Here is an 18,118-nt window from a genome sequence, read left to right as displayed (position 1 = left end):
AGACGGGTTTCGCCCAGGTTCCCCAGCGCTACCGAGAACTGATCCCCTACACCACGACGAGGGACATGACCACGCTTTGACCCCACGGAGAACCTCTGAACTTGAGGGTGCACACTGGTCAAGCAGTCCTGTCGACCCCTTCAGTTCCGCGCAACAGCCCTTCGGTAATCCTGAACTTGTGGCCTCCAGAGAGGCATGGAAGCGAACCGGTGATCCGGGTTCAATGCATCGTTGCGAATATTGTCGGATGCGACACGGAAAACCGGTATACCGGCAGGCTCTGCCACCTCTCTTTCCAGGCGGTCCAGGTGAGAATAGACGGCCTCGGGTTCCCAGCCGGTATCGGCGAAGATCGCGTAGTCGACCTTGGGGAGGATTCCTTCAGCTGAAAGAGAAAGGAGGGTACTGGACTGAACTCCCGCACCCAGAGAAAGGGAACGGAATCGGGGCTGATCTGAAATGGTCTGTCCTGGGGTGGGGGTATGGAGGGTGCGCCCTCAATGAGTCTGGTGCGTGGGGGGATTTGGCGGCACCAGCCGGTCGCGGTGTATTGCGTGGTAGAGGGTGGGGATGCGGTCGAGGAGGTCGGCGGCCGAGGCGATGAACTGCTGCGGTGAGGGGCCGGCGAGGACGACCCGCCCTGATGCGGCGCCGGCGCAACGCCGTTGGTTCTCCACGGCGCGGGCGAGGGCTGCGGTCAGCTCCGCGCCTGCGCCCTGGCCGGCCTTGGCGATCTGCGCGACGCGGTCGAGGAGCAGCAGGTCCTCGGCAGTGGTGTGCGGCCGATCCTGTGTGAGGTCGAGGAACAGCCGCAGCGCGGTGCGGGCGAGGGCCTGTGCATCGGTGATCCGAGCGGCCAGCGTGTGCGCGCGGTCGTTGCCTCTGGCGCGCAGGGCACGGTGCAGGGCAAGCGCGTCAATGGTCAGGCGGGAAAGGGTCTGTGTCGGTGTAGAGGAATCAGGCGCGGGTCTCCGTGAGCGTGGTCGGGCGCAGGGCCTTGGCGAACGAGGCGGCCAGGACGGGGGCTTGACCGGGGTCGGTGACCAGGGTGCGGACGACGGGGGTGCCGATGACGACCGCGCCCACCAGCGGGGCGACGCGCGCTGCGAGGGCAGGGGTGGAAATCCCCACCCCCGAGACCACGGGCAGCGGGCTCGCTGCGCGAAGGTGCTGGGTGAAGTCGGCGAGGGCCTGGATGTCGAGTGGGCCCTGGTAGCCGGTGGGGGCCGTGCTGGCGGGTGCGTAGAGCCATCCCGACGCTCCGGCGATCACGTTCGGAAGGGCGGTGTCGGGGGTGTGACGTGGGACGAGGCGTGGGGTGCGCAGGCCCACGTTGCTCGCGGCGTCATGCCAGCGTGCGGCCATGTGGGAGGGCAGGTCGACGACCATCACCCCGGCGGCGCCGGCGTCGGCGAACAGGCGGGCCAGGTGCTCGACGTTATGAACAGCTCGCATGTCTCAGACCCTCTTGTGTCTCAGCATCACCCAGGTGAGACACAAGGGTGCTCCACTACGAAAGCGCGGGTGAGTGTCTCAGCGGCAGCCGCGAACCGTTGCGCGTTCGTGATCGTTGAGTCCGGCCTGCGCATGCTTCTTGCGGAGGCCGACTTGATTGGGTCTCGCAGAATCGTCGACTGCTGTTCTCTCTCCGCCAGCCTGTGCTGCTCCTCGGGTCAGGCACCCTGCGTGACAGTTTCGCGGCCTACCCGTGAGCACGCTGCCGGGATGCTCAACGCAGTCCGCGGATGTAGTACTCGTGCCTGAGGGCTCCTGGGAGCGGATGGGCCCCTGAGCGGTGCCCGGTGCCGACTCTGGCTTTCGCGGCCCGGGTCGGCACGCGGCTTTCAGCGTTGCTCACTCTCGGAGAGGTCCGTCCGCCTTGGACAAGACTATGGGTGCTGCCCCGGCCTGCTGGTTCGTCGTTCTGCCCGACCGGGACTTTCGCCGGGATGTCGTCGCAGGTCTGGGGGAGGGCGCCGGTCCGGCCGCGTTCCGGGTCGTGCGGCATCCCTCTGGCTGGCCGTGGCTGGTTGGCCCCCCGACGAGGTGACCGTCCACATTGCCGGTGAGGTGCGGCTGGCCGTCGCTGGGACGTGCTCGCTCACCGCTGCGCAACTGGCAGCACGTACCCAGCAGGTGCGGGACGTGGCGCAGATCGAGTCCGCGCTGTCCTGGCGACGGCTGCGCGTACGGCGTGGACGGCATCGTGCTCGACTGCCCGGCGGCGACGGTGCCGGAGCTGGTGCAGTGGACGCTGCGCGAGTCCGGCCTCGGTGCCGCGAAGCTCAACCGGTACGGCAAGGACTCCGATCCGCTGATCGTCCTCACGGCGGCGGCCGCGGTGAAGCTCGGGCTGCCGGAGCGCCTGGAGGGCCACGAGCAGCGCCGCTCCCTGCGTCTTACCGAGGATCATCCGGTGGTCAAGGAAGTGGTGAAGGCGAAGTGGCGGCTCACCCAGCGCGGGCTCGGCCCGTGGGCAAGGATCTACCGCAAGGCCCAGGGCCGCGAGCGGCAGTGCGTGCAGCTGGCGATCCTGTCGTGGGATGCCCTCGATGGGCGGTCCTGGCCCGGCGTCGCGGAGATGGAGCCGGCCGACGTCGCCCGCGTCCTCGGCGTGTACGCCCAGCGGGCAAAAGGTGGTCCGGCCGGTTATGTCCCGGTACACCCGTGTCCCTCTTTCACGGGCTCGGGAGGAACCGGCGGATGGGGGCACGCAAGCACTTCCGGTCCGAGAACGGCCATAACGGAGACAACGGCTGCGTGGTATTGACCTACACCCCATAACAACCTGACCTTCTCGTCCCGGGTCAGCTCCTCAACGACGCACACCTTGCCTCGGTGCTTGACCTGGACCGCCACCGCGGGCCGGCGCAGGAGTCCGGCCGTGACCGGGAACAGGGACTGAGGCAGGCACAGCACGGTGACCCGGGCTGGGGTCGGTCGTTGAACCGGCGTCAAGGGAAGTGGAAGTGCACACGGGGGCCCCGGGGCCAGTCGTCAGGAGCCGGGACCCCTGCGCGCCCCCTGCCCGCGGCCGGTGCCAGTCACAGGACAGTGCCGTACAGGGCACGGCGGTCGCCCGGACAGGGCGTAGCGGCGGGATGCGAGCCCCTGTTCGAGGGGTTCGCCGATCTGCTCGCAGAGCAGCGCGAGGCGGTCGGAGGGGGCCACTTCCAGCATCAGCTCGCCGATCGCGTGCGCGGTCGCTGCGAGTTCAGAACTGAGAGCGCTGGACGGTGACGACCCCGTTCGGCAAGTCCGGACGCCGGTCAACACTCTCGCCCTGGCCGTACACGGGCCACTCCGTCGTCGGGGCGTCGCAAGTTCCCTCCCTGACCCAGAACATTTCCTTGGACCAGTTCAGGACCGAGTGTGAGGACCGCTTGCCGAGGGCGTTGCCGGGGATGGTGACACACTGACCTGGCTTCAAGTCCGCAGCCTTGACGTAGGCCATGCGTCCCTCATAGTTCTTGCTGTCGTAGAAGCAGATCGCGCCACCGAGACAGTTTGGTTTTGCAGCGCGGGCACTCGCCGAAGGCGTCAGGACGGCGCTGGTGAGCAGTGCCGCCGCACTCGCGGCCAAGACGACTTTCGCCTGCCGAGCACGCATTCCACGCTTCATGGGATAGGGCACGCCAGCCTCCTTGTTGGGTGTTTGGCCTTCAAAGAGAGGGTTGCCCATTCACCAGCGCATTCTGATCACCCGTATGGGTGGCCGCAGGCAAGGACGAACTCGATATTGATCAGGTCGGCGGGGCGTCCATAGCACGTCCCACAGACGGCCCGTCTCGTCCTGCGGGTCTGCCGCTCGCTGTCCGCGTCGCCCCACGCCACCCAACAGCGCGACTGGCACCGGCTGAACGACGAACAGCGCAAACGGCTGGACAACCTCGGAGTTGAAGCGCCTGTACAGCCGCGCCCGGCGCCCGCAGTCGGCGAGCCGAAGACTGGGTCGGGGCGGGGAGGGGAAGCGTTCACGCGGGGCGTGGCGGCCCTTGCCCAGTACGTCCAGCGTGAACAGCGCACCGTGGTCGACGGCCGGATCCTCACCGCCGTGAACGTGTACCACTTCACGGGCGGCCCCTGTGCCGAGCTGGTCCTGATCGGCACGGCAGCCGCCCAGGGCGCCGGAACGGCTGACCAAACTGGGCGTCACGCCCGCCGAACAGCAGAGCCCGGACCCGGAAGCCAAGAGCAGCAGGACAGCGGCCGAGAAAACGTCAACAGCCTTCCAGCGAGGCGTAGCAGCGCTCGGACAGTACATCGCCCGCGAAGGCCACCACTGTATCCCCCGGGGCCACGCGGAAGAGATCACGGTCCAGGGCCAGGCGGCGCCGGCGGCCGTCAAGCTCGGCGTACGGATCTCCAACACCAAAACCCGCCGCAACAAACTCACCCAAGAACAACGCGCCCAGCTCACCGAGCTGAGGGTGGACTGGGCGCGGTGAAAGTCGGAAGGGGGGCGCTTCGGACCGTCGCCAGCCGTCGGCATAGGGCTGGAAGGCATCACGGACGGCCTCGGCTCACAGCGGCAACGGGCAGATTTCCTCCTCCAGCACGGCGCAGGCCCGACCCGGGCCGGGGTCTGTCAAACGGACGGCCCTGGCTCACATTCGGTGGTAACGGAACGTTGCTGACCTCACTCTGGGTAGGCTTTGGCGTCGGCAGGCGCTCTGGCCTGGAGGTTCACCGGCTGGCACCTCGGACATTAGCGTGAGCGGCCCTGAATCGGTGGACTTCCGGCATCCGGGCTGACACGCCGTCTGGACACCCCTCGAACCCGTTTTCGCTGCAGAGCCCTCGATCGCCCATTCTCCGGCTACGGCATGACACTCCGTTACCACCGAATGTGAGACAGGGCCGTAACGTCCCGCCGCCCAGGGACTCCCCCCACTGGGGCTGGCCGGCCGTCGGCTGCCGTGGCACCGCCGGGCGCGGCACCTCAGATCGCTCCCGCCCGGGCGGCCGCCGACCTCAGTGCTTCAGCTCTCAGCATTTGGTGGGTCGGCTGTGGGAGGCGACCAGGTGGTGCAGCATGGTGGGGTGGAGGGCTTTGATGGCGTCGACGAGCCGGTAGTGGTGGGGTACGCAGACTTCGAGTCGGGGCCGGTCAAGCAGACGTACCACCGTGCGGGCCACGCGTTCAGGGTTGATCAGGTGGCGTCGCAGCTGCTGACGCAGGGGTTGTAGATCGGGGGTATCGAAGTAGGGGGTGTCGATGATGCCGGGGTGCACGACGCTGAAGTGGACACCGCTGGAGGCGTAGTCGGCGGCGAGCGTCTGGGTCAGGGCGGTCAGTGCCGCTTTCGCGGCGGTGTAGCCGCTGTGCCCCCACGGGCCCATTTTCGTGGACATCGAGCCGATGTTGACGACGTGGCCCGCCCGCTGGTCGAGCATGCCGGGCAGCACTGACCGGATCGCGGTGGCGGCGGCGAAATAGTGGATTTCCATCATCCGGCGCAGATCTGTCGGTTCGTGTTTCAGGAAGGGGCTGTAGAGGCCGGAGCCAGCGCAGTTGACCAGGACACGCACGGGGCCGCGGTCGTGCACCAGCTGGCCGAACGTGGCCTGGGTGGCCTGGTCATCGCAGACGTCCAGCGCGAGGGCCATGCTCGGAGCCAATGCGCTGAGCTCCAGCGCCAAGTCGTTGAGGGCGTCACGCCGGCGGGCGATCAGGACAGTGGGATGGCCTCGACGAGCGAGCAGACGCGCTGCCTCCTGCCCGATGCCGCTGGAGCCGCCCGTCACCACCGCCAGACCGGCGCCCTGGGGCGCGCTGCGCTTGGTGCGCGGCCGTGGCAGCAGTGTCCGTTGAACAAGAGAGTCCAATGACGTCGGGCCAGAAGGATCTTGCGCTCCGGAACGGGACGCTGTCGCCATGAGTGCTCCCTGAAGATGCTGAGCCGAATTCAGCCGTAGGTGCGACGGCTGCTGTGGGTTAACGCAGCCAGTGCTCACCGGTGGCTGGTCCGGTTCGGGGGCGCTGGAGGCAACCGGTTGGAGCGCTTCGCATGACGCGCGCTGGCCCAGCGCCGCTGCTGCCCGCGAGGGAACACGCCTTGCCCCCTGCTCCAGAGCTCACGGAGCCGGGGCACTAGGTACGACTGCCGGCATTCGTCGGATCGGGTGAGACGCGCCCGCCGAGCGTGCTCCAGGGAGCGGTCGTCCGTTGGAGCCCTTGACCGCCCGCCCCTGCAAGGAGGGTGAGATGGAAGGCAGCTCCGCGAATATCTCTTGGGCGGGCCGTTGGTTTCTGACCTGCTCGCTGCGGTGGCGTGTGGTGCTGGTACTTGCCGGGGCCTGCGCTGTGATGGCAGGCATCCTGGGCCACTCGGTCGAGGACCACCTGTCGACGGCGAGCATGCTGCCGGCACACGCGGAGTCCAGGCGTGCCGACCGGGCCCTTGAGCAGCATTTCCGCCTCGGTGAACCCCAGCTGGTCTTCCTCGCCCAGTCGGATACGCGAGTCGACACGGCCGAGGCGACGAAGGACGGGCTGAGACTGACGCAGCGCCTGATCGCCGATCGCGCCGTCGCGCACCTGCGGTCCTACTGGACAGCAGGCACGGCCGAACGGGAGGCGCTGCTGTCCCGGGACGGGCGCTGCGCTGTCGTTGCCGTACGGCTGCGAGGCGGGGATGAGCAGGTACTCCGGTCCGCGCGACGGCTGATGGATCGCGAGAGCGGTCAGCGTGGCGGCTTCACGATCTCAGCCGCTGGCGAAGCCGCCACGCGCGTTGAGATCGCCCGTCAGGTGGAACACGATCGTGCCCAGGCCGAGATGCTCGCCCTGCCCATCACCGCCATGCTGTTGCTGTTCGTCTTCCGCTCCCTGATCGCCGCCCTGCTGCCTGTGATCGTCGGAGCGTTGGCGGTGCTGGGGATGATGGCAGCACCGCGCGGCCTGGCGGCCTTCACCGAGGTCTCGCTGTTCGCGGTGAGCGTCAACAGCGGACTGGGCTTCGGCCTGGCGGTGGATTACAGCCTGTTTCTGGTGAGCCGCTATCGGGAGGAACAGGCCAGAGGCATGTCGGCAGGCGACGCACTGCTGACTTCCTGGGTCGTGGCCGGCCGGGTGGTGTTCTTCTCGGCTACAACCGTGGTGCTGTCGCTGGGCGCGCTGCTGGCTTTCCCCAACACCGTCCTACGCTCGATCGCCTTCGGCGGCATCACCGTGGTGATTTTCGCGGCGATGGTGAGCCTGCTGGTGCTGCCGGCGCTGATCACGGCGCTGGATCCTTGGCTGGACAAGGGAGACATCTTCTCCCGCTGGCGCAGCGCCCTCAGCTCCACGACAACGAAATCCCAGGCAGGCTCGTGGGGCAGGCTTGCAAGCTGGGTCTCCCATCGCCCGCTACGCGTCACCCTTGGCAGTGACCGGTGGCCTGCTGCTCCTAGCAGCACCATTCGCGCACGTCCGGTTCGGTCTGCTGAACGAACGGGAACTACCGCCAACCTCAACCGTCGTGCAGGCCCAAGACACCCTGCACACCCAATTTCCACCAGGCACGGTGGCCACCAACACACCGTTCCTAGTGATGTTGGCCAGTGTTGGCCGAATCATCACAAACCGGATCGGTGATCCGGTGACCTCGCGAACGGTCTTCGAGGTCGTGGAACAGCACGAGTTGGTCACCTTGGTCCCAGCAGATCTTACCGCCCACGTGGGGTCTGCCTGTGGTCCTTGGTGGGCTCGCGGTCCCGCGTGCCCACGGACGGGGGACGGTCTGGCCGGTAGCTCTCCCCGCAGCGTTCCTCTGGACGCTGGAGGTCACACCTGGCCGACGCCGTATCCCGTAGCCGAGGGCACGTCTGCCGATCGCTGTCGCGGCCGCGTGGTGGCCGGTGACGAGCGTGGTCTTCGATTGCTGCTGGAGTGGTGCCTTCCAGTGCTGGCTGCCCCAGCGGGAGGTGTAGGCGGGATCGACCGCGATGACGACGAGGCCGGCGTGGTGGGCCATACCGGACAGGCGTGTACGGAACTTCGCGGTGGGCAGTCCCGCGACGGTGCGGCGGAACGTCTTGCCGCGTCTGCCCCGGCCCATGGTTTCGCGGCCGGTGGCGCGGGCGTCGGTGAAGCCGAGGTTTTCGATTGCCAGACCGGCACAGCCGTTTGCCTGGGCGAGTCGGATGAGCTCGGTGATGGCGGCCCGCAGGCGTCCGTCGCGCTGGGATGCGGGTCCGGTCAGGTCGGTGGGCACGGTGAACGGCTGGCCGACGGGGTTGCCGTGGGCGTCCACGACGGAGGCGGCGAGGTGGCCGTGGTTGAGGTCCACGGCCAGCAGCCGGACGCCGCTGGCGGCCAGCTCGACGGGGGTGGGCAGGACCGTCTGCGGGGTGGACCAGGAGGCGTCGAGGTACCAGCGGTCGCGTACGGGGTCGTGGATGATGTCGTAGCGCACCGCCTTGTTCACGCTGATCCGGTCCAGCCATTCGCCCCGGCGGTGGTTGAAGGTGACCGTGGAGGCGAGGCGGTAGCGGCCACGGGGTGCGTTCGCCAAATGCCTGAGCGGTTCGGGCAGGACGATCGTCACCGAACCGTCGCCGGGATCGACGCTGATGGTGTAGTTGCCGTGCGGTGCCCCGGACTCCCCGTCAGCGGTCAGGAACATACGGGCCGCATCCCACCGCTGGCGCCATCCGGCCCCGGTGAGACCTGCGTCCGTGAGGTTGTGGCGGATCTTCGCGAGGCATCGGCCACCGACGACGACCGCCGGGTGCCCGGCCCCGATACGCGCCTCGACCTCGGCCAGGCGGCCCTCAAGCACGCCCAGGCGCTGTTGTTTCTGCGCTCGTTCGGCCTGATCCGGGTAGCCGCGCACACCGCCCACGCGCTGACCGCACGGGACGGCCAGGCGCTGACCGATCTTCCGGGTGGCCCGGCGCAGGGAGGCCCGCTCATCGAACAGGCACCGCAGGGAGAGCTGGTATTGGTCCTCGGACACGCGGGTGATCGCACCCGCCCAACGCGACGACGACACCTTCGTCAGCGCGCGTTTACGCTCCGCCCGCCGGTTCTCCTTGACCGGCACGATGCCGATACGGACACGCTCCGCCAGGTCGGCTCGTGCGTGCCCGCCCAGATGACCGCCGACGAATGCCAACACCTCGGCATTACAGGCGGGCAGACGCAGCCGGTCCCGGATACGCGCACCGCCGGGCGCGGCGACGGTGAAAGGAGCAGCCAGGACACGCGGCTTGCGCTTGTTCCTCGTGCGCTTCACGCCACCTGACCTCCTTCCAACTCGTCACCCGGACACTACACATGACCAAGCATGGCCTACAAATCGTCTTCGATGACTGTTGTCTTGACTGCCCGCGTGAGCGCACGCGCCTTCGCGGAACGCGCCCCGTACAGGCGGCCGGAGAACGAGGTGACGACCGCGAGCATGTCCCGCACCAGATCCCCGTCTCCCGTCTCGTCCAACTCCTCATCACCCCCCACGATCTCCAACCGGCACCCCCACGACGGCAACACCACCTCCGCCAGCAGCGCGGTCCCGAACCTGGCCAGGCGTTCGTCATGCGTCACCAGCAGCATGGTCACCGACTGGTCCTGGCACGCCCGCAAAGCGCGCCGCAGACCCTTGCGCTTGTCCGACAACCCCGACGCCACATCGGTGAACTCCCCAACCACGATCCGGCCCTTGGCGGCCTGCCGCAGCGCGGCCATCTGCCGGTCCAGATCCCCCTCGGCGCGCTGCCGGTGCGAAGAAACCCGCCCGTAGAGCACCACGCCCCCGACCGGCGGCAACGCGGGATGACCCCGGCGCCGGGACAACGCGTCCAGATCCCCGACCCGGAATACCCGCCGGCCCCCGGGCGAACGCCGATCCTCCAACGTGCCTTCGAGGGTGTACCGCCGCAGCGTTCGCGTGGACACCCCCAACCGCTTCGCTGCCCGTCCAGTAGAGATCCAGTCCTCGTCTCGCTCACTCATGTGGGGGACTCTATGACCTACTGTGGCCTACAACCGAATCAACAGTTGCCAACCCGTCGTGCTCCAGGGCTTCAACCCTGGAGCACACCCCGCTGAACTCGGCGCCTACGCCCGCCGTCTGTCCGCCTACCCCGGCGTGGCACAGGTGGAGACCACGACCGGCACCTACAACAACGGCCAGCGCAGTACGCCTGCCACCGCGTCCGCAGCACGCTTCGCTGCTGTGCGAGCCGTGTGGCTCGCTGTCACACCACACGGCGACCCGCAAGACCCGGCCCAGGCGGACCTCATTGCCAGGCTGCGCGCCACCCCCGCGCCCAGGCCCGCGTCCGTGATGGTCGGTGGCCCCGCCGCCAGGCTGGTCGACGTCCGCCAACCACTGGTCGACCGGCTGGCGTGGGCACTTACCTTCATCGCAACAACGGCGCTGCTCGTCGTGCTCGCTGTCACCCGCCGCCCCGTTCTCGCCATCAAAGCGATCACCATGAACGCGCTGAGCCTCACCGCCACCTTCGGCGCCCTGGTGTTCGTCTTCCAAGAAGGCCACAGCACCTGGCTCCTGGGCGGCTACAGCGCAACCGGGACAACCGACCTGACCGCACCCATCATGATCTTTTGCATGGCATTCGGACTGTCGATGGACTACGAGATCCTCCTGCTGTCCCGAATGCTGGAAGAACACTCCCAGACCGGGGACACAAGAACCGCGGTTGTCCGAGGACTCGACCGTTCCGCCCGCCTGTTCACCTGGCCGCCCTGACACTCGCAGTGGTCATCGCCACCGGCATCCCCGGCCAACTCGCCAGTATGAAAGTCGTATGCGTCGGCCTGGCACTAGCGGTACTCCTGGACGCCACCGTCGTGCGCGGACTGCTCGTGCCAGCCGTCATGCAGCTCGCCGGCCCCGCCAACTGGTGGGTCCCCCGCTTCCTGCGCTGTCGTCGCGGGCGCACCGCATCCGTCGAGCTGCCCGCCACCCGCGCCGAGGTGTCACCGGAAGTCGCGAGAGGACAGGTCAGACAGGGAGATAAAGGGCAATCCACCTAGATCAAACGCCCTCTGAGGGTGCCACCCGGCTGGGGGCACTGGCCGCGGGTGTGAGAGGGAACGAAGCTGGTGCGCGGCGGTGATGTCTGTCCGTGTGCATTCATCGCTCGGGTGTGGCTGGCGGAGGAGTTATGGGCAAGCGTGGGCGGGTGTCGGCGAGTCGGCGGTGGCTGGCGGTGGTCGCGGTGGCGGGGTGTGTGGGGCTGGTTCTTCCGCCGTCGTCTGCGGGCGCGTTCACCGGTGAGTACACCGAGCTTCGGGGGAGGGACGTGCCCGCCTTCTATGTGTCGATCGTCGCCAGGCCTCCGCAGGGGGACAGTTGGAGGTGCAGCGGTGTGTTGACGACCATGCGGACGGTGGTGACGGCGGCGCACTGCTTGACCGGGCCTGGTGACGGCGTGGTGCCGTTGGAGGGTGTGGTGTTCTCGGTGTTTCGGGGGGTGGCCGGCCCGGCCGTGGCTTCGGTGGAGGGGTACGAACCCGCAGTGCTCTCTGAACCCAACAGGGAGAACTTCGACGACAGCGCCGATGTGGGGCGTTTGTTTCTGCGTACGGAGTTGCCCGGCGGCCGTCCCCTGCGGGTGATGCGGTCCCGGTTGAGGACCGACGTGTTGGAGAAGGAGGTCCGTATGTATGGGACGGGTCTGACCCCGACGGGCCGGGCACGGGCGGTGAACCGGCTGGAGGCGCACACGTACGAGCGGTCGCCCAGGCGTCGTCTGACGTACCAGGCGGTGCACGACAGGCCACGGTTGGCCCGTGCATGCGGCGGTGATTCGGGTGGGCCGGTGGTCCTGGTCGAGCGGGGGGAGGATGTGCTGGCCGGGATCATCGTCTCCGGGCTGCGGAAGGACTGCGTGGCGCAGCCGACGGAGGGGAGGACCACCGTTGGGGTGGTGTCGTGGGGGGTGTACAAGGCCGCGCTGGTGGAGCAGCCCCGGGACTGATCGCCCCGGGGGCCTTCCGGGTGGCGCTGCCGGTTACGGGTACGGGTTGACCGCGTTTTGCACGGTGGTGTTGTACGCGTTCATGTCGAGGAGTTCGTGAGGCCGCCTGTCGCGGAAGTGCTCGATGGTCTTCATGGCCGACCTCAGGGCTTGGATGTCGCCGTGCTCTTTCGTCCTGAGCAGCAGGAGGGTGGGGTAGAGCTCGGTGTATTCGATGATGGTCCAGTTCAGGGCGTTGTCCAGGGAGACCGCCCATTCCTTGTAGTCGTCGGTGGAGGTCAGCGGCGCTCCGCCGAGGGCGAGGAGGGTGGTGTCCTGGTACTTGGTGGTGTCGGAGCTGCTGCTCTCGCGGCCTTTGGCCTCCTTGTAGGAGGCTCCGCCGCCGACCTTGTTGAACTGGGCCTTGACGGACGCGCCGAACTCCTCCTTCTCCTTGTCCGACTCCTCGTACGAGGTGATCTTCGTGCTCTCGGTCGCGTAGACCAGCCCGCCGATGGTGTAGCGGACAGGTACATAGAAGCCCCAGGTGTCGAGGACCTTGAGCAGTTCGTCGTAGTGGCGCAGCTCGAGTTCGGTGCCGTCGACGGAGTGGGCGACCGCTTGGACGAACCCCCGGTCCGGGACCAGTCGTTCCGGGTCGATCCTGAGTTCGGCTTTGCGTACGAGGAGGCGGCTGGTCAGGTGCTCGGTGACGGTCTTGCGGGTGGTGTTCTTGCTCTTCTCATGGGTGTACTCCGCCTCGGCTTCGACGAACGGTGCGTTCAGCGACACCGACGCGGACTGGACGCCCGAGACGGTGAGGCTGCGGGTGAACTCGGAGAAGGTGAAGCTGGTGTACTTCTCGCTGCTGGTCTGCGGCCGGTTCACGTCTGGCAGGGGCGGGCTGACGCATACGTCGTGGAACGTGGGGACCATGCCGCGTCGGGGGTCGAACGTACGGCCGCGGTAGGCGTTCATCAGGCCCAGGAGCCGTTTTTGCTGCTGGACGTTGAGCTGGTTGTAGCGGTCGACGCCGTCCCTCTTGAAGCTCGGGTCGACCGACGGGGTGCCGATGTGCAGGACGTTGTCTTTGCCAAGCACCTCGGACAGTCTGGTGGCCTCCTCGTCGCTCCGGCTGAGGGGGGACTTGCCGTTGACGAGGAAGACGTCGCCTTCCCGCATGAAGCGGTGGTTCTCCAAGGTGGCCCGCACAGTGGCCAACGAGTCGCCGAGGCCGAACCGGATTGCACGGCTGTCGCCAGAGGTGTGGACGACCTCGACCACCTTGGTGGTGTTGTCGACGGCGAGCTTTTCGGTGCTACTCATGGGGGGTTCCTTCGCGTGGGGCGGTTCAATTCCAGGTGGTCGATTCGGGGGCGTTGTAGGAGCTGACGACCTTGTGCGCGTCGTCCCAGGAGCGGAAGACGAAGAAGTAGACGGTGACCTGGCCCAGCGCCCGGGTCCAGTCGTCGCCCTCCCACCCCGCGCCGACCATCTTCGTCTTGGAGAAGCTGCCTTGGGTGGGCCCGCCGACCTTGACCGAGGAGCCGGGGATCACCTGGAGCTGCTCCCTCGCGACGGAGTCGGGTTCCGGCGCGAGGGACCACATGCGCGGGTCCGCCCGGTTGAGGTTCGGCGGCTGCGTGTCGAGCTCGACCTTCTGGCCGTCGCCGTACACCTTGGTCAGCCGTCGGGTTGTGAACGTGACCTTCTGGAACCGCACGTACCGGCTGGGGTGGACGTTCGCCCTGTCTGCACCGACGATCCTGATGGTGCGTGCGACGTCTCCGTAGCGATCCGAGGTTGTGGTGAGGTACTGCCGCCCGTCCCCCGGCTGGCGGCAGACGGCCAGGCCGCCCTTGGCGCGGGTCGCGATGCCCGGCTCGATCGTGTAGTTGTAGCCGGCGGCAGCGAACGAGCAGAGGTCGAACGCGACCACGCTGTTCTCCACCACCACGCAGACATTCTCGAAGTACCCGGCCGGAGTGTCCGGGTTGGTGGGCTTTACATTCGTCAGCATGATCGGGTCGAACGCGTTGATGTCCGCGTTTTCCTTGGCGCCGTCTCCGTTGTTCAGGCGTACGCGGACGAACAGGTGCCGGTCCTCGAAGAATCCGCTGCGGATGCCGAGGAGGTCGGGCCGGGGTGCGTCGATGTTGGTGACGAAGAAGTTCCCGTTCCGCAGGTACTTGTGCAGCGGGAGGTATTCCTCGTTGCTGGGACTGACCGTTCCCCCGCCGGGCTGGTTCAGGTCCGGCAGCGACGCCGCGGTCAGCTCGACGAACCGGAACTTGTGGCCTGCGCCATCGGGGGCGATGAACCCGCTGGTTTCGAGCTCCTTGCGGACTCTGTCGAGCTTCATCTTGGGGTCGACTTGGATCTTCTTCTCGTCTTGGGAACCCGTTCCCTTGTGACAGGTAACGCCGATCATGGCCATGGCAAAACCAATCGGTGGTGAGCGGACGGAAACGGCATGCCGGACACCTCCGCCCGGCGACCGGAGGGCCGAAAACCGGGCACGGTGGCGCACGGCGACACGGAACCGCACCGCCGCATCCACCGCGCCGGGGCACACCAAAAACCGTAGGGGACAAAAGCGGCGTACCCGGTGCGTTCTTGTCCCACGCATCGACGCGGGCTGATTCACCCGTACAGCACGCACCGGCGACGGGACTGTCGACAGTCGCGTGCCCGGTGAGGCTCGCCCCCGCCTTCGCGCTGAATGCGGTCTCGACGGCGTTCAGGATCGCTCGGCGTTCCCGAATTTCGCGAGCATCTGGGACACTCGGGCCCGGCCGCCGATCCCGCGACTACTGAGCAGACTCCCGGAGCGTGCGCGGCGACGGCAGGTAGGTCGCCGGCTTCGGCGAAATCAAAGATCCCAGCCCGTCCCCCACAAGGGGATTCACGCTCAAGACCCTGCGGCCAGGTAAGAAGTCATCGGCGTAGGCAGCGTCTGACCGGTCTGAAGCCTTCCGACCAGCCGAAGCCTGCGTCCGAGCCGAAGTGGACGCAGGCCTCAGCGCGTGCAGCTCAGCCGTCGACCCGGGGCCCGTCGGGCGCGGTCTGGATCTTGAAGCCGCGACCGATCGGATGCTGCATCGGGGTCAGGGTGAAGGTCGTGTTGCCGAAGACCACGGTGAACCCGTCGGTCGGCTCGGGGAGTCTGTTGTGACCGGCGACGTATCCGGCGAGCTCGGTGGCGGCGATCCGGTAGAACTCCTCCTGGTCCTTGTTGTACTTCGGCTCGACGTGCGGGTCCGGCTCGAACCGGTAGACGCACTGCAGGGTCTGCCCCTCAGCCGTCTTGGCGCCCTTGCGCCACACCTCGACGGGCAGGACGAACTTGATGCCGCGGTGCCGGCTGTTCGCCCCGTCCCGCACCTCCAGATCCTTGATCGTGTTCTTGTACTTGCCGGGCAGCACCCTGTCGATCTCCGCCCTGGGCTTGTGACGCGCCGGCGCAGCGGCCGTGTGCGGGCGGGAAACCGGTGAGGCCATGCTGTCTTTCCTTCCTCCGGGTCGGCGAGGTGGCGGCACGGCCGCTCGGGCATGGCGGCAGCCGCGTCACCACACCAGCACGGGCCACCGGTCAACGGGCTACGCCACGCCCGGCATTGCGCCGCCCGGCCCTGCCAAGTGCGGCCAATCAGCGCAAGACCACCGCACCCACACAGCAGACCCCACGTCATGTCGGCGATGACTGCATCTGATCGCAGGTATCCATCACTTCCCTCGCGGTGTTGCCCCTACCGCGTCGTTTCTATGTGCCTGTGTCTGAACTTGGACAGCGCCCCCCCCTTCTGGTCGCACCGACAGTGGCCACTCAGGCCGACGTTCATTCGCCGGACATGAGCACTGGCCAGGTCACGGGATCACCCGCTGGCAACCTTCGTGTCCTGACGTGCCTGCTCTGCGGGCCTGTGCTCTGCCAAAACCCGCACACCACATGAGGAGTAGGTCATGCGTATTCGCACGATGTTTGCCGCATCCGTCCTTGCCGTCACCGCAGTATGCGGAGGGGCCGGCGCGGCAGCCGCAGACGACGACGGATTCTCGCTGGTCAAGGACGTCAGTCTCGGCTGTGTCATCTCCGTTCCCCTGTACGGCACCGACCTCAACGAGTCGTGCCCCGAGGGTTTGCCCGGGGAGTAAGGGCCGTTTCCTTCCGGTGGGCTGAGCCGACGTGGGCCCGGGGGCGGCCGGCGGGGGCATCCGCCCCGGCCGACCGCCCGGCGATTGCAGGTCCGTCATCTTCCGGGCGACCTTCGACGCTCGGCGGGGCCAGCTGAAACGCTTCGTCTGACCACCTGGGCACAAGACGGGCCCCTTTCGGGTGGCGGCCCTGTGCCTCTGTTCTGGTATCACGCGGCCTGTGCGAGGTAGTACGGGGTGGTGTCGCGCCGTTCTGCAGGCCGGCTGCTGCGACGGGTGAGACGCCTCGTCATCAGCGTGATGCGCGCCCAGGTGATGAGTGATTCGCTCATCTCGGGAAGGCGTTCGTGGTCGCGGCAGTGCCGACGGGCCCTCATGATCCACGACCATGAGCGTTCGACGACCCAGCGGCGCGGGAGGACGACGAAGCCCTTCGCGTCCGGCGGGCGGGCGTCGGACGGTCTTGAGGGTGATGTCAAGGTAGGTCTTCGCCCAGTCGACCAGCTTCCCGGCGTAGGCGGAGTCCGCCCAGACGATGGCGATCTCAGGGTGGGTGAGGGCGAGGCGGAACAGCAGTTCCCTGGCCGCGTCGCGGTCGGTGACATTGGCGGCGGTGACCATGACCAGGAGCACCAGGCCCCTGTTGTCGCAGATCAGGTGTCTCTCCTCCCATTGATCTTTTTGGCTTCGTCCCATCCCCGGGTGTCCTTGCCGACCGTTTCGGATGCCTTGATGCTCTGGGAGTCGACGATCGCTGACGCCGCACGGGGTGTCTTCCCGCTGGCCAAGCGGATCCTGCGGCGTAGCTGTTCGCGGATGATGCCGACGATTCCGGCGGCGGCCCAGCGCCGCGCGAACCCGTAGATCGTGCGCCACGGCGCGAAGTCGGGGTCCCGGCAGTTCTCGCCGAAAAAACAACGCTAAGCGGCTGAGGCCCTGCTCGGAGGCCGGATCACATCGGCGCGGTGGCCTCGTCGTGCTCGTGCAGCATCCGCATCACGGTCGCCGGGGACGGGTGCTGCCCCTTCTTCTTGCCCTTGGTGATGACGAGCCGCGCCGCGATGTCGCGCAGGCTCATCTCCTGCTCCCGCAGGTGTAGGGCCATGGACAGCATGTGGTCGTCGGCGACGCTGGCCCCGCCGATGGTCTTGCCGCGCTTGCGGGCGGACTCGTGGCCTTCGAGGGTGCGGTCGCGGATGTACTCGCGCTCCATGCCGGACAGGGCGGCCAGCACGGTGAACACGATGCCGGAGGGGTCGTGCGAGCCCTGGAGCTCCCCGGTCAGGAACTGAAGGCCGACGTCGCTCGCCTTCAGCTCCTCGGCGAGGGTCGCCAGCTCGATGCCGCGGCCGAGCCGTTTGTGCTCGTGGACGACGAGGGTGACGCACACCCCGGAGGCGCGCAGTTCGCCGGCGAGGGCGACGGCCTTGTCCAGTTCGGGGCGCTGGGTGGCGCGGGTGGAGATTTTCTCGGAGAAGATCCGGGTGACTCCGGCTTCGGCGAGCGAGTCGAGCTGGGAGTCGAGGGACTGCCGGGCGGTGGATGCGCGGGCGTAGCCGAGGCGGGCGTGCCCGACGGGTTCGGCGCCAGCGTTCGCCGGCCGGGGCAGCTCGGCCCAGGCGGAGCCGGGCTTGCGCACGGCGGGGGTCGGCACGTTGAGGGCCTTGGCGAGCTGGGGCACGAGGCGGAAGCGGGCGGTGTGGTACTGGATGGCCACCTTGCCCTTGCCGGTGCGGCACGGCGAGCCCGCGGGGGCGGCGCAGGTGGACATCGGGCAGTCGCGCGATTCCGCGCGCTTGAAGTCGTCGCTCACGAGCCCCGACTGTTTCATGAGTGGTTTCAAACCGTCGAGCCGTTTGCAACAACTCATGAAACACGGTTCGCCCTGGACGCGTCCGGCGGGTGACGGTGTTTCACAGGCGAACACCTAGGAAACACCCTCTCGCCGGCTCCCCGGTCGCTGCCACCGCCGACCAATAGCCCAAGCATCACACACGGCTACTTTGTGGCGGTGTCTGAAATACGCAAAGCTGCGGCGCTACCGAGACGT

The 18,118-nt window shown here is 67.6% G+C and carries 17 protein-coding genes and 3 pseudogenes; 8 read left to right on the top strand and 12 right to left on the bottom strand.

Translation table 11 applies throughout. The features are described 5' to 3' along the window. Positions 1-185: 185 nt before the first annotated feature. Positions 186-428 (bottom strand): annotated as a pseudogene (locus J7I98_RS41985) (hypothetical protein); the annotation flags it as partial. Positions 429-665: 237 nt separating this feature from the next. Between J7I98_RS41985 and J7I98_RS39295 the strand changes: the two are divergent. Beyond that, positions 666-977 (top strand): hypothetical protein, encoded by a 312-nt coding sequence (locus tag J7I98_RS39295; RefSeq protein WP_214929856.1) that lies wholly within the window; start codon positions 666-668, stop codon positions 975-977. On the opposite strand, the gene J7I98_RS39290 is transcribed toward J7I98_RS39295, so the two are convergent. After that, the gene (locus tag J7I98_RS39290) at positions 958-1,455 is read right to left on the bottom strand and encodes a tryptophan synthase subunit alpha (RefSeq protein WP_214929855.1); all 498 of its coding nucleotides are present in this window, start codon (positions 1,453-1,455) and stop codon (positions 958-960) included. The genes J7I98_RS39295 and J7I98_RS39290 overlap by 20 nt on opposite strands. A 610-nt stretch (positions 1,456-2,065) precedes the next feature. On the opposite strand from J7I98_RS39290, the pseudogene J7I98_RS39285 reads away from it, so the two are divergent. Next, positions 2,066-2,629 (top strand): annotated as a pseudogene (locus J7I98_RS39285) (transcriptional regulator); the annotation flags it as partial. 20 nt (positions 2,630-2,649) lie between these two features. On the opposite strand, the gene J7I98_RS43210 reads toward J7I98_RS39285, so the two are convergent. Next, positions 2,650-2,919, bottom strand: coding sequence for a DUF6192 family protein (locus tag J7I98_RS43210; protein WP_374225224.1), 270 nt, complete (start codon positions 2,917-2,919; stop codon positions 2,650-2,652). Positions 2,920-3,214: 295 nt separating this feature from the next. Beyond that, a complete protein-coding gene (locus J7I98_RS39280) occupies positions 3,215-3,682 on the bottom strand; it encodes a hypothetical protein (RefSeq protein ID WP_214929854.1) in 468 nt (155 codons plus the stop codon). Between the two features lie 454 nt (positions 3,683-4,136). Between J7I98_RS39280 and J7I98_RS41975 the strand changes: the two genes are divergently transcribed. Then, a complete protein-coding gene (locus tag J7I98_RS41975) occupies positions 4,137-4,448 on the top strand; it encodes a helicase associated domain-containing protein (protein ID WP_308378116.1) in 312 nt (103 codons plus the stop codon). Positions 4,449-4,989: 541 nt separating this feature from the next. On the opposite strand, the gene J7I98_RS39275 is transcribed toward J7I98_RS41975, so the two are convergent. Next, a complete protein-coding gene (locus J7I98_RS39275) occupies positions 4,990-5,829 on the bottom strand; it encodes an SDR family oxidoreductase (protein WP_214929853.1) in 840 nt (279 codons plus the stop codon). Positions 5,830-6,208: 379 nt separating this feature from the next. Between J7I98_RS39275 and J7I98_RS39270 the strand changes: the two genes are divergently transcribed. Continuing rightward, on the top strand, positions 6,209-7,582 hold the full coding sequence (locus J7I98_RS39270) for an MMPL family transporter (protein WP_214929852.1): 1,374 nt from the start codon (positions 6,209-6,211) through the stop codon (positions 7,580-7,582). Here J7I98_RS39270 and J7I98_RS39265 read toward each other — a convergent pair. Both J7I98_RS39265 and J7I98_RS39260 read right to left on the bottom strand, forming a co-directional pair. Continuing rightward, entirely contained in the window at positions 7,533-9,224 is a 1,692-nt protein-coding gene (locus J7I98_RS39265) for a hypothetical protein (protein ID WP_308378113.1), read from the bottom strand. The genes J7I98_RS39270 and J7I98_RS39265 overlap by 50 nt on opposite strands. 56 nt (positions 9,225-9,280) lie before the next feature. Beyond that, positions 9,281-9,940 (bottom strand): IS607 family transposase, encoded by a 660-nt coding sequence (locus J7I98_RS39260; RefSeq protein WP_214929851.1) that lies wholly within the window; start codon positions 9,938-9,940, stop codon positions 9,281-9,283. Positions 9,941-9,962: 22 nt separating this feature from the next. Here J7I98_RS39260 and J7I98_RS39255 point away from each other — a divergent pair, with 22 nt between their 5' ends. The 3 genes from J7I98_RS39255 to J7I98_RS39245 all read left to right on the top strand — a co-directional run bounded on the left by J7I98_RS39255 (position 9,963) and on the right by J7I98_RS39245 (position 11,934). Beyond that, entirely contained in the window at positions 9,963-10,700 is a 738-nt protein-coding gene (locus J7I98_RS39255) for an MMPL family transporter (protein ID WP_214929850.1), read from the top strand. Positions 10,701-10,747: 47 nt separating this feature from the next. Next, positions 10,748-10,987, top strand: coding sequence for a hypothetical protein (locus J7I98_RS39250; RefSeq protein WP_214929849.1), 240 nt, complete (start codon positions 10,748-10,750; stop codon positions 10,985-10,987). Positions 10,988-11,118: 131 nt separating this feature from the next. After that, on the top strand, positions 11,119-11,934 hold the full coding sequence (locus J7I98_RS39245) for a trypsin-like serine protease (protein WP_308378112.1): 816 nt from the start codon (positions 11,119-11,121) through the stop codon (positions 11,932-11,934). 33 nt (positions 11,935-11,967) lie between these two features. Here the strand turns inward: J7I98_RS39245 and J7I98_RS39240 are convergent, their stop codons facing one another. From J7I98_RS39240 to J7I98_RS39230, 3 genes are all read right to left on the bottom strand, one after another. Further along, positions 11,968-13,239 (bottom strand): MAC/perforin domain-containing protein, encoded by a 1,272-nt coding sequence (locus tag J7I98_RS39240; protein ID WP_214929847.1) that lies wholly within the window; start codon positions 13,237-13,239, stop codon positions 11,968-11,970. Between the two features lie 25 nt (positions 13,240-13,264). Then, the gene (locus J7I98_RS39235) at positions 13,265-14,350 is read right to left on the bottom strand and encodes a hypothetical protein (protein ID WP_214929846.1); all 1,086 of its coding nucleotides are present in this window, start codon (positions 14,348-14,350) and stop codon (positions 13,265-13,267) included. 596 nt (positions 14,351-14,946) lie between these two features. Further along, a complete protein-coding gene (locus tag J7I98_RS39230) occupies positions 14,947-15,414 on the bottom strand; it encodes a hypothetical protein (RefSeq protein ID WP_214929845.1) in 468 nt (155 codons plus the stop codon). A gap of 462 nt (positions 15,415-15,876) precedes the next feature. Between J7I98_RS39230 and J7I98_RS39225 the strand changes: the two genes are divergently transcribed. Then, positions 15,877-16,068 (top strand): hypothetical protein, encoded by a 192-nt coding sequence (locus tag J7I98_RS39225; RefSeq protein WP_214929844.1) that lies wholly within the window; start codon positions 15,877-15,879, stop codon positions 16,066-16,068. A gap of 233 nt (positions 16,069-16,301) precedes the next feature. Here the strand turns inward: J7I98_RS39225 and J7I98_RS41970 are convergent. Together J7I98_RS41970 and J7I98_RS39210 are read right to left on the bottom strand one after the other, a co-directional pair. Next, a pseudogene (locus tag J7I98_RS41970) lies at positions 16,302-16,955 on the bottom strand (transposase); the annotation flags it as partial. Between the two features lie 65 nt (positions 16,956-17,020). Further along, the gene (locus tag J7I98_RS39210; RefSeq protein WP_214929842.1) at positions 17,021-17,881 is read right to left on the bottom strand and encodes a recombinase family protein; all 861 of its coding nucleotides are present in this window, start codon (positions 17,879-17,881) and stop codon (positions 17,021-17,023) included. Positions 17,882-18,118: the final 237 nt, after the last annotated feature.

It is taken from the genome of Streptomyces sp. ISL-98 (genome assembly GCF_018614055.1).
In the GTDB taxonomy this organism is placed as follows: domain Bacteria; phylum Actinomycetota; class Actinomycetes; order Streptomycetales; family Streptomycetaceae; genus Streptomyces; species Streptomyces spiramyceticus.
This window is presented reverse-complemented; position numbering and strand designations above follow the sequence as displayed.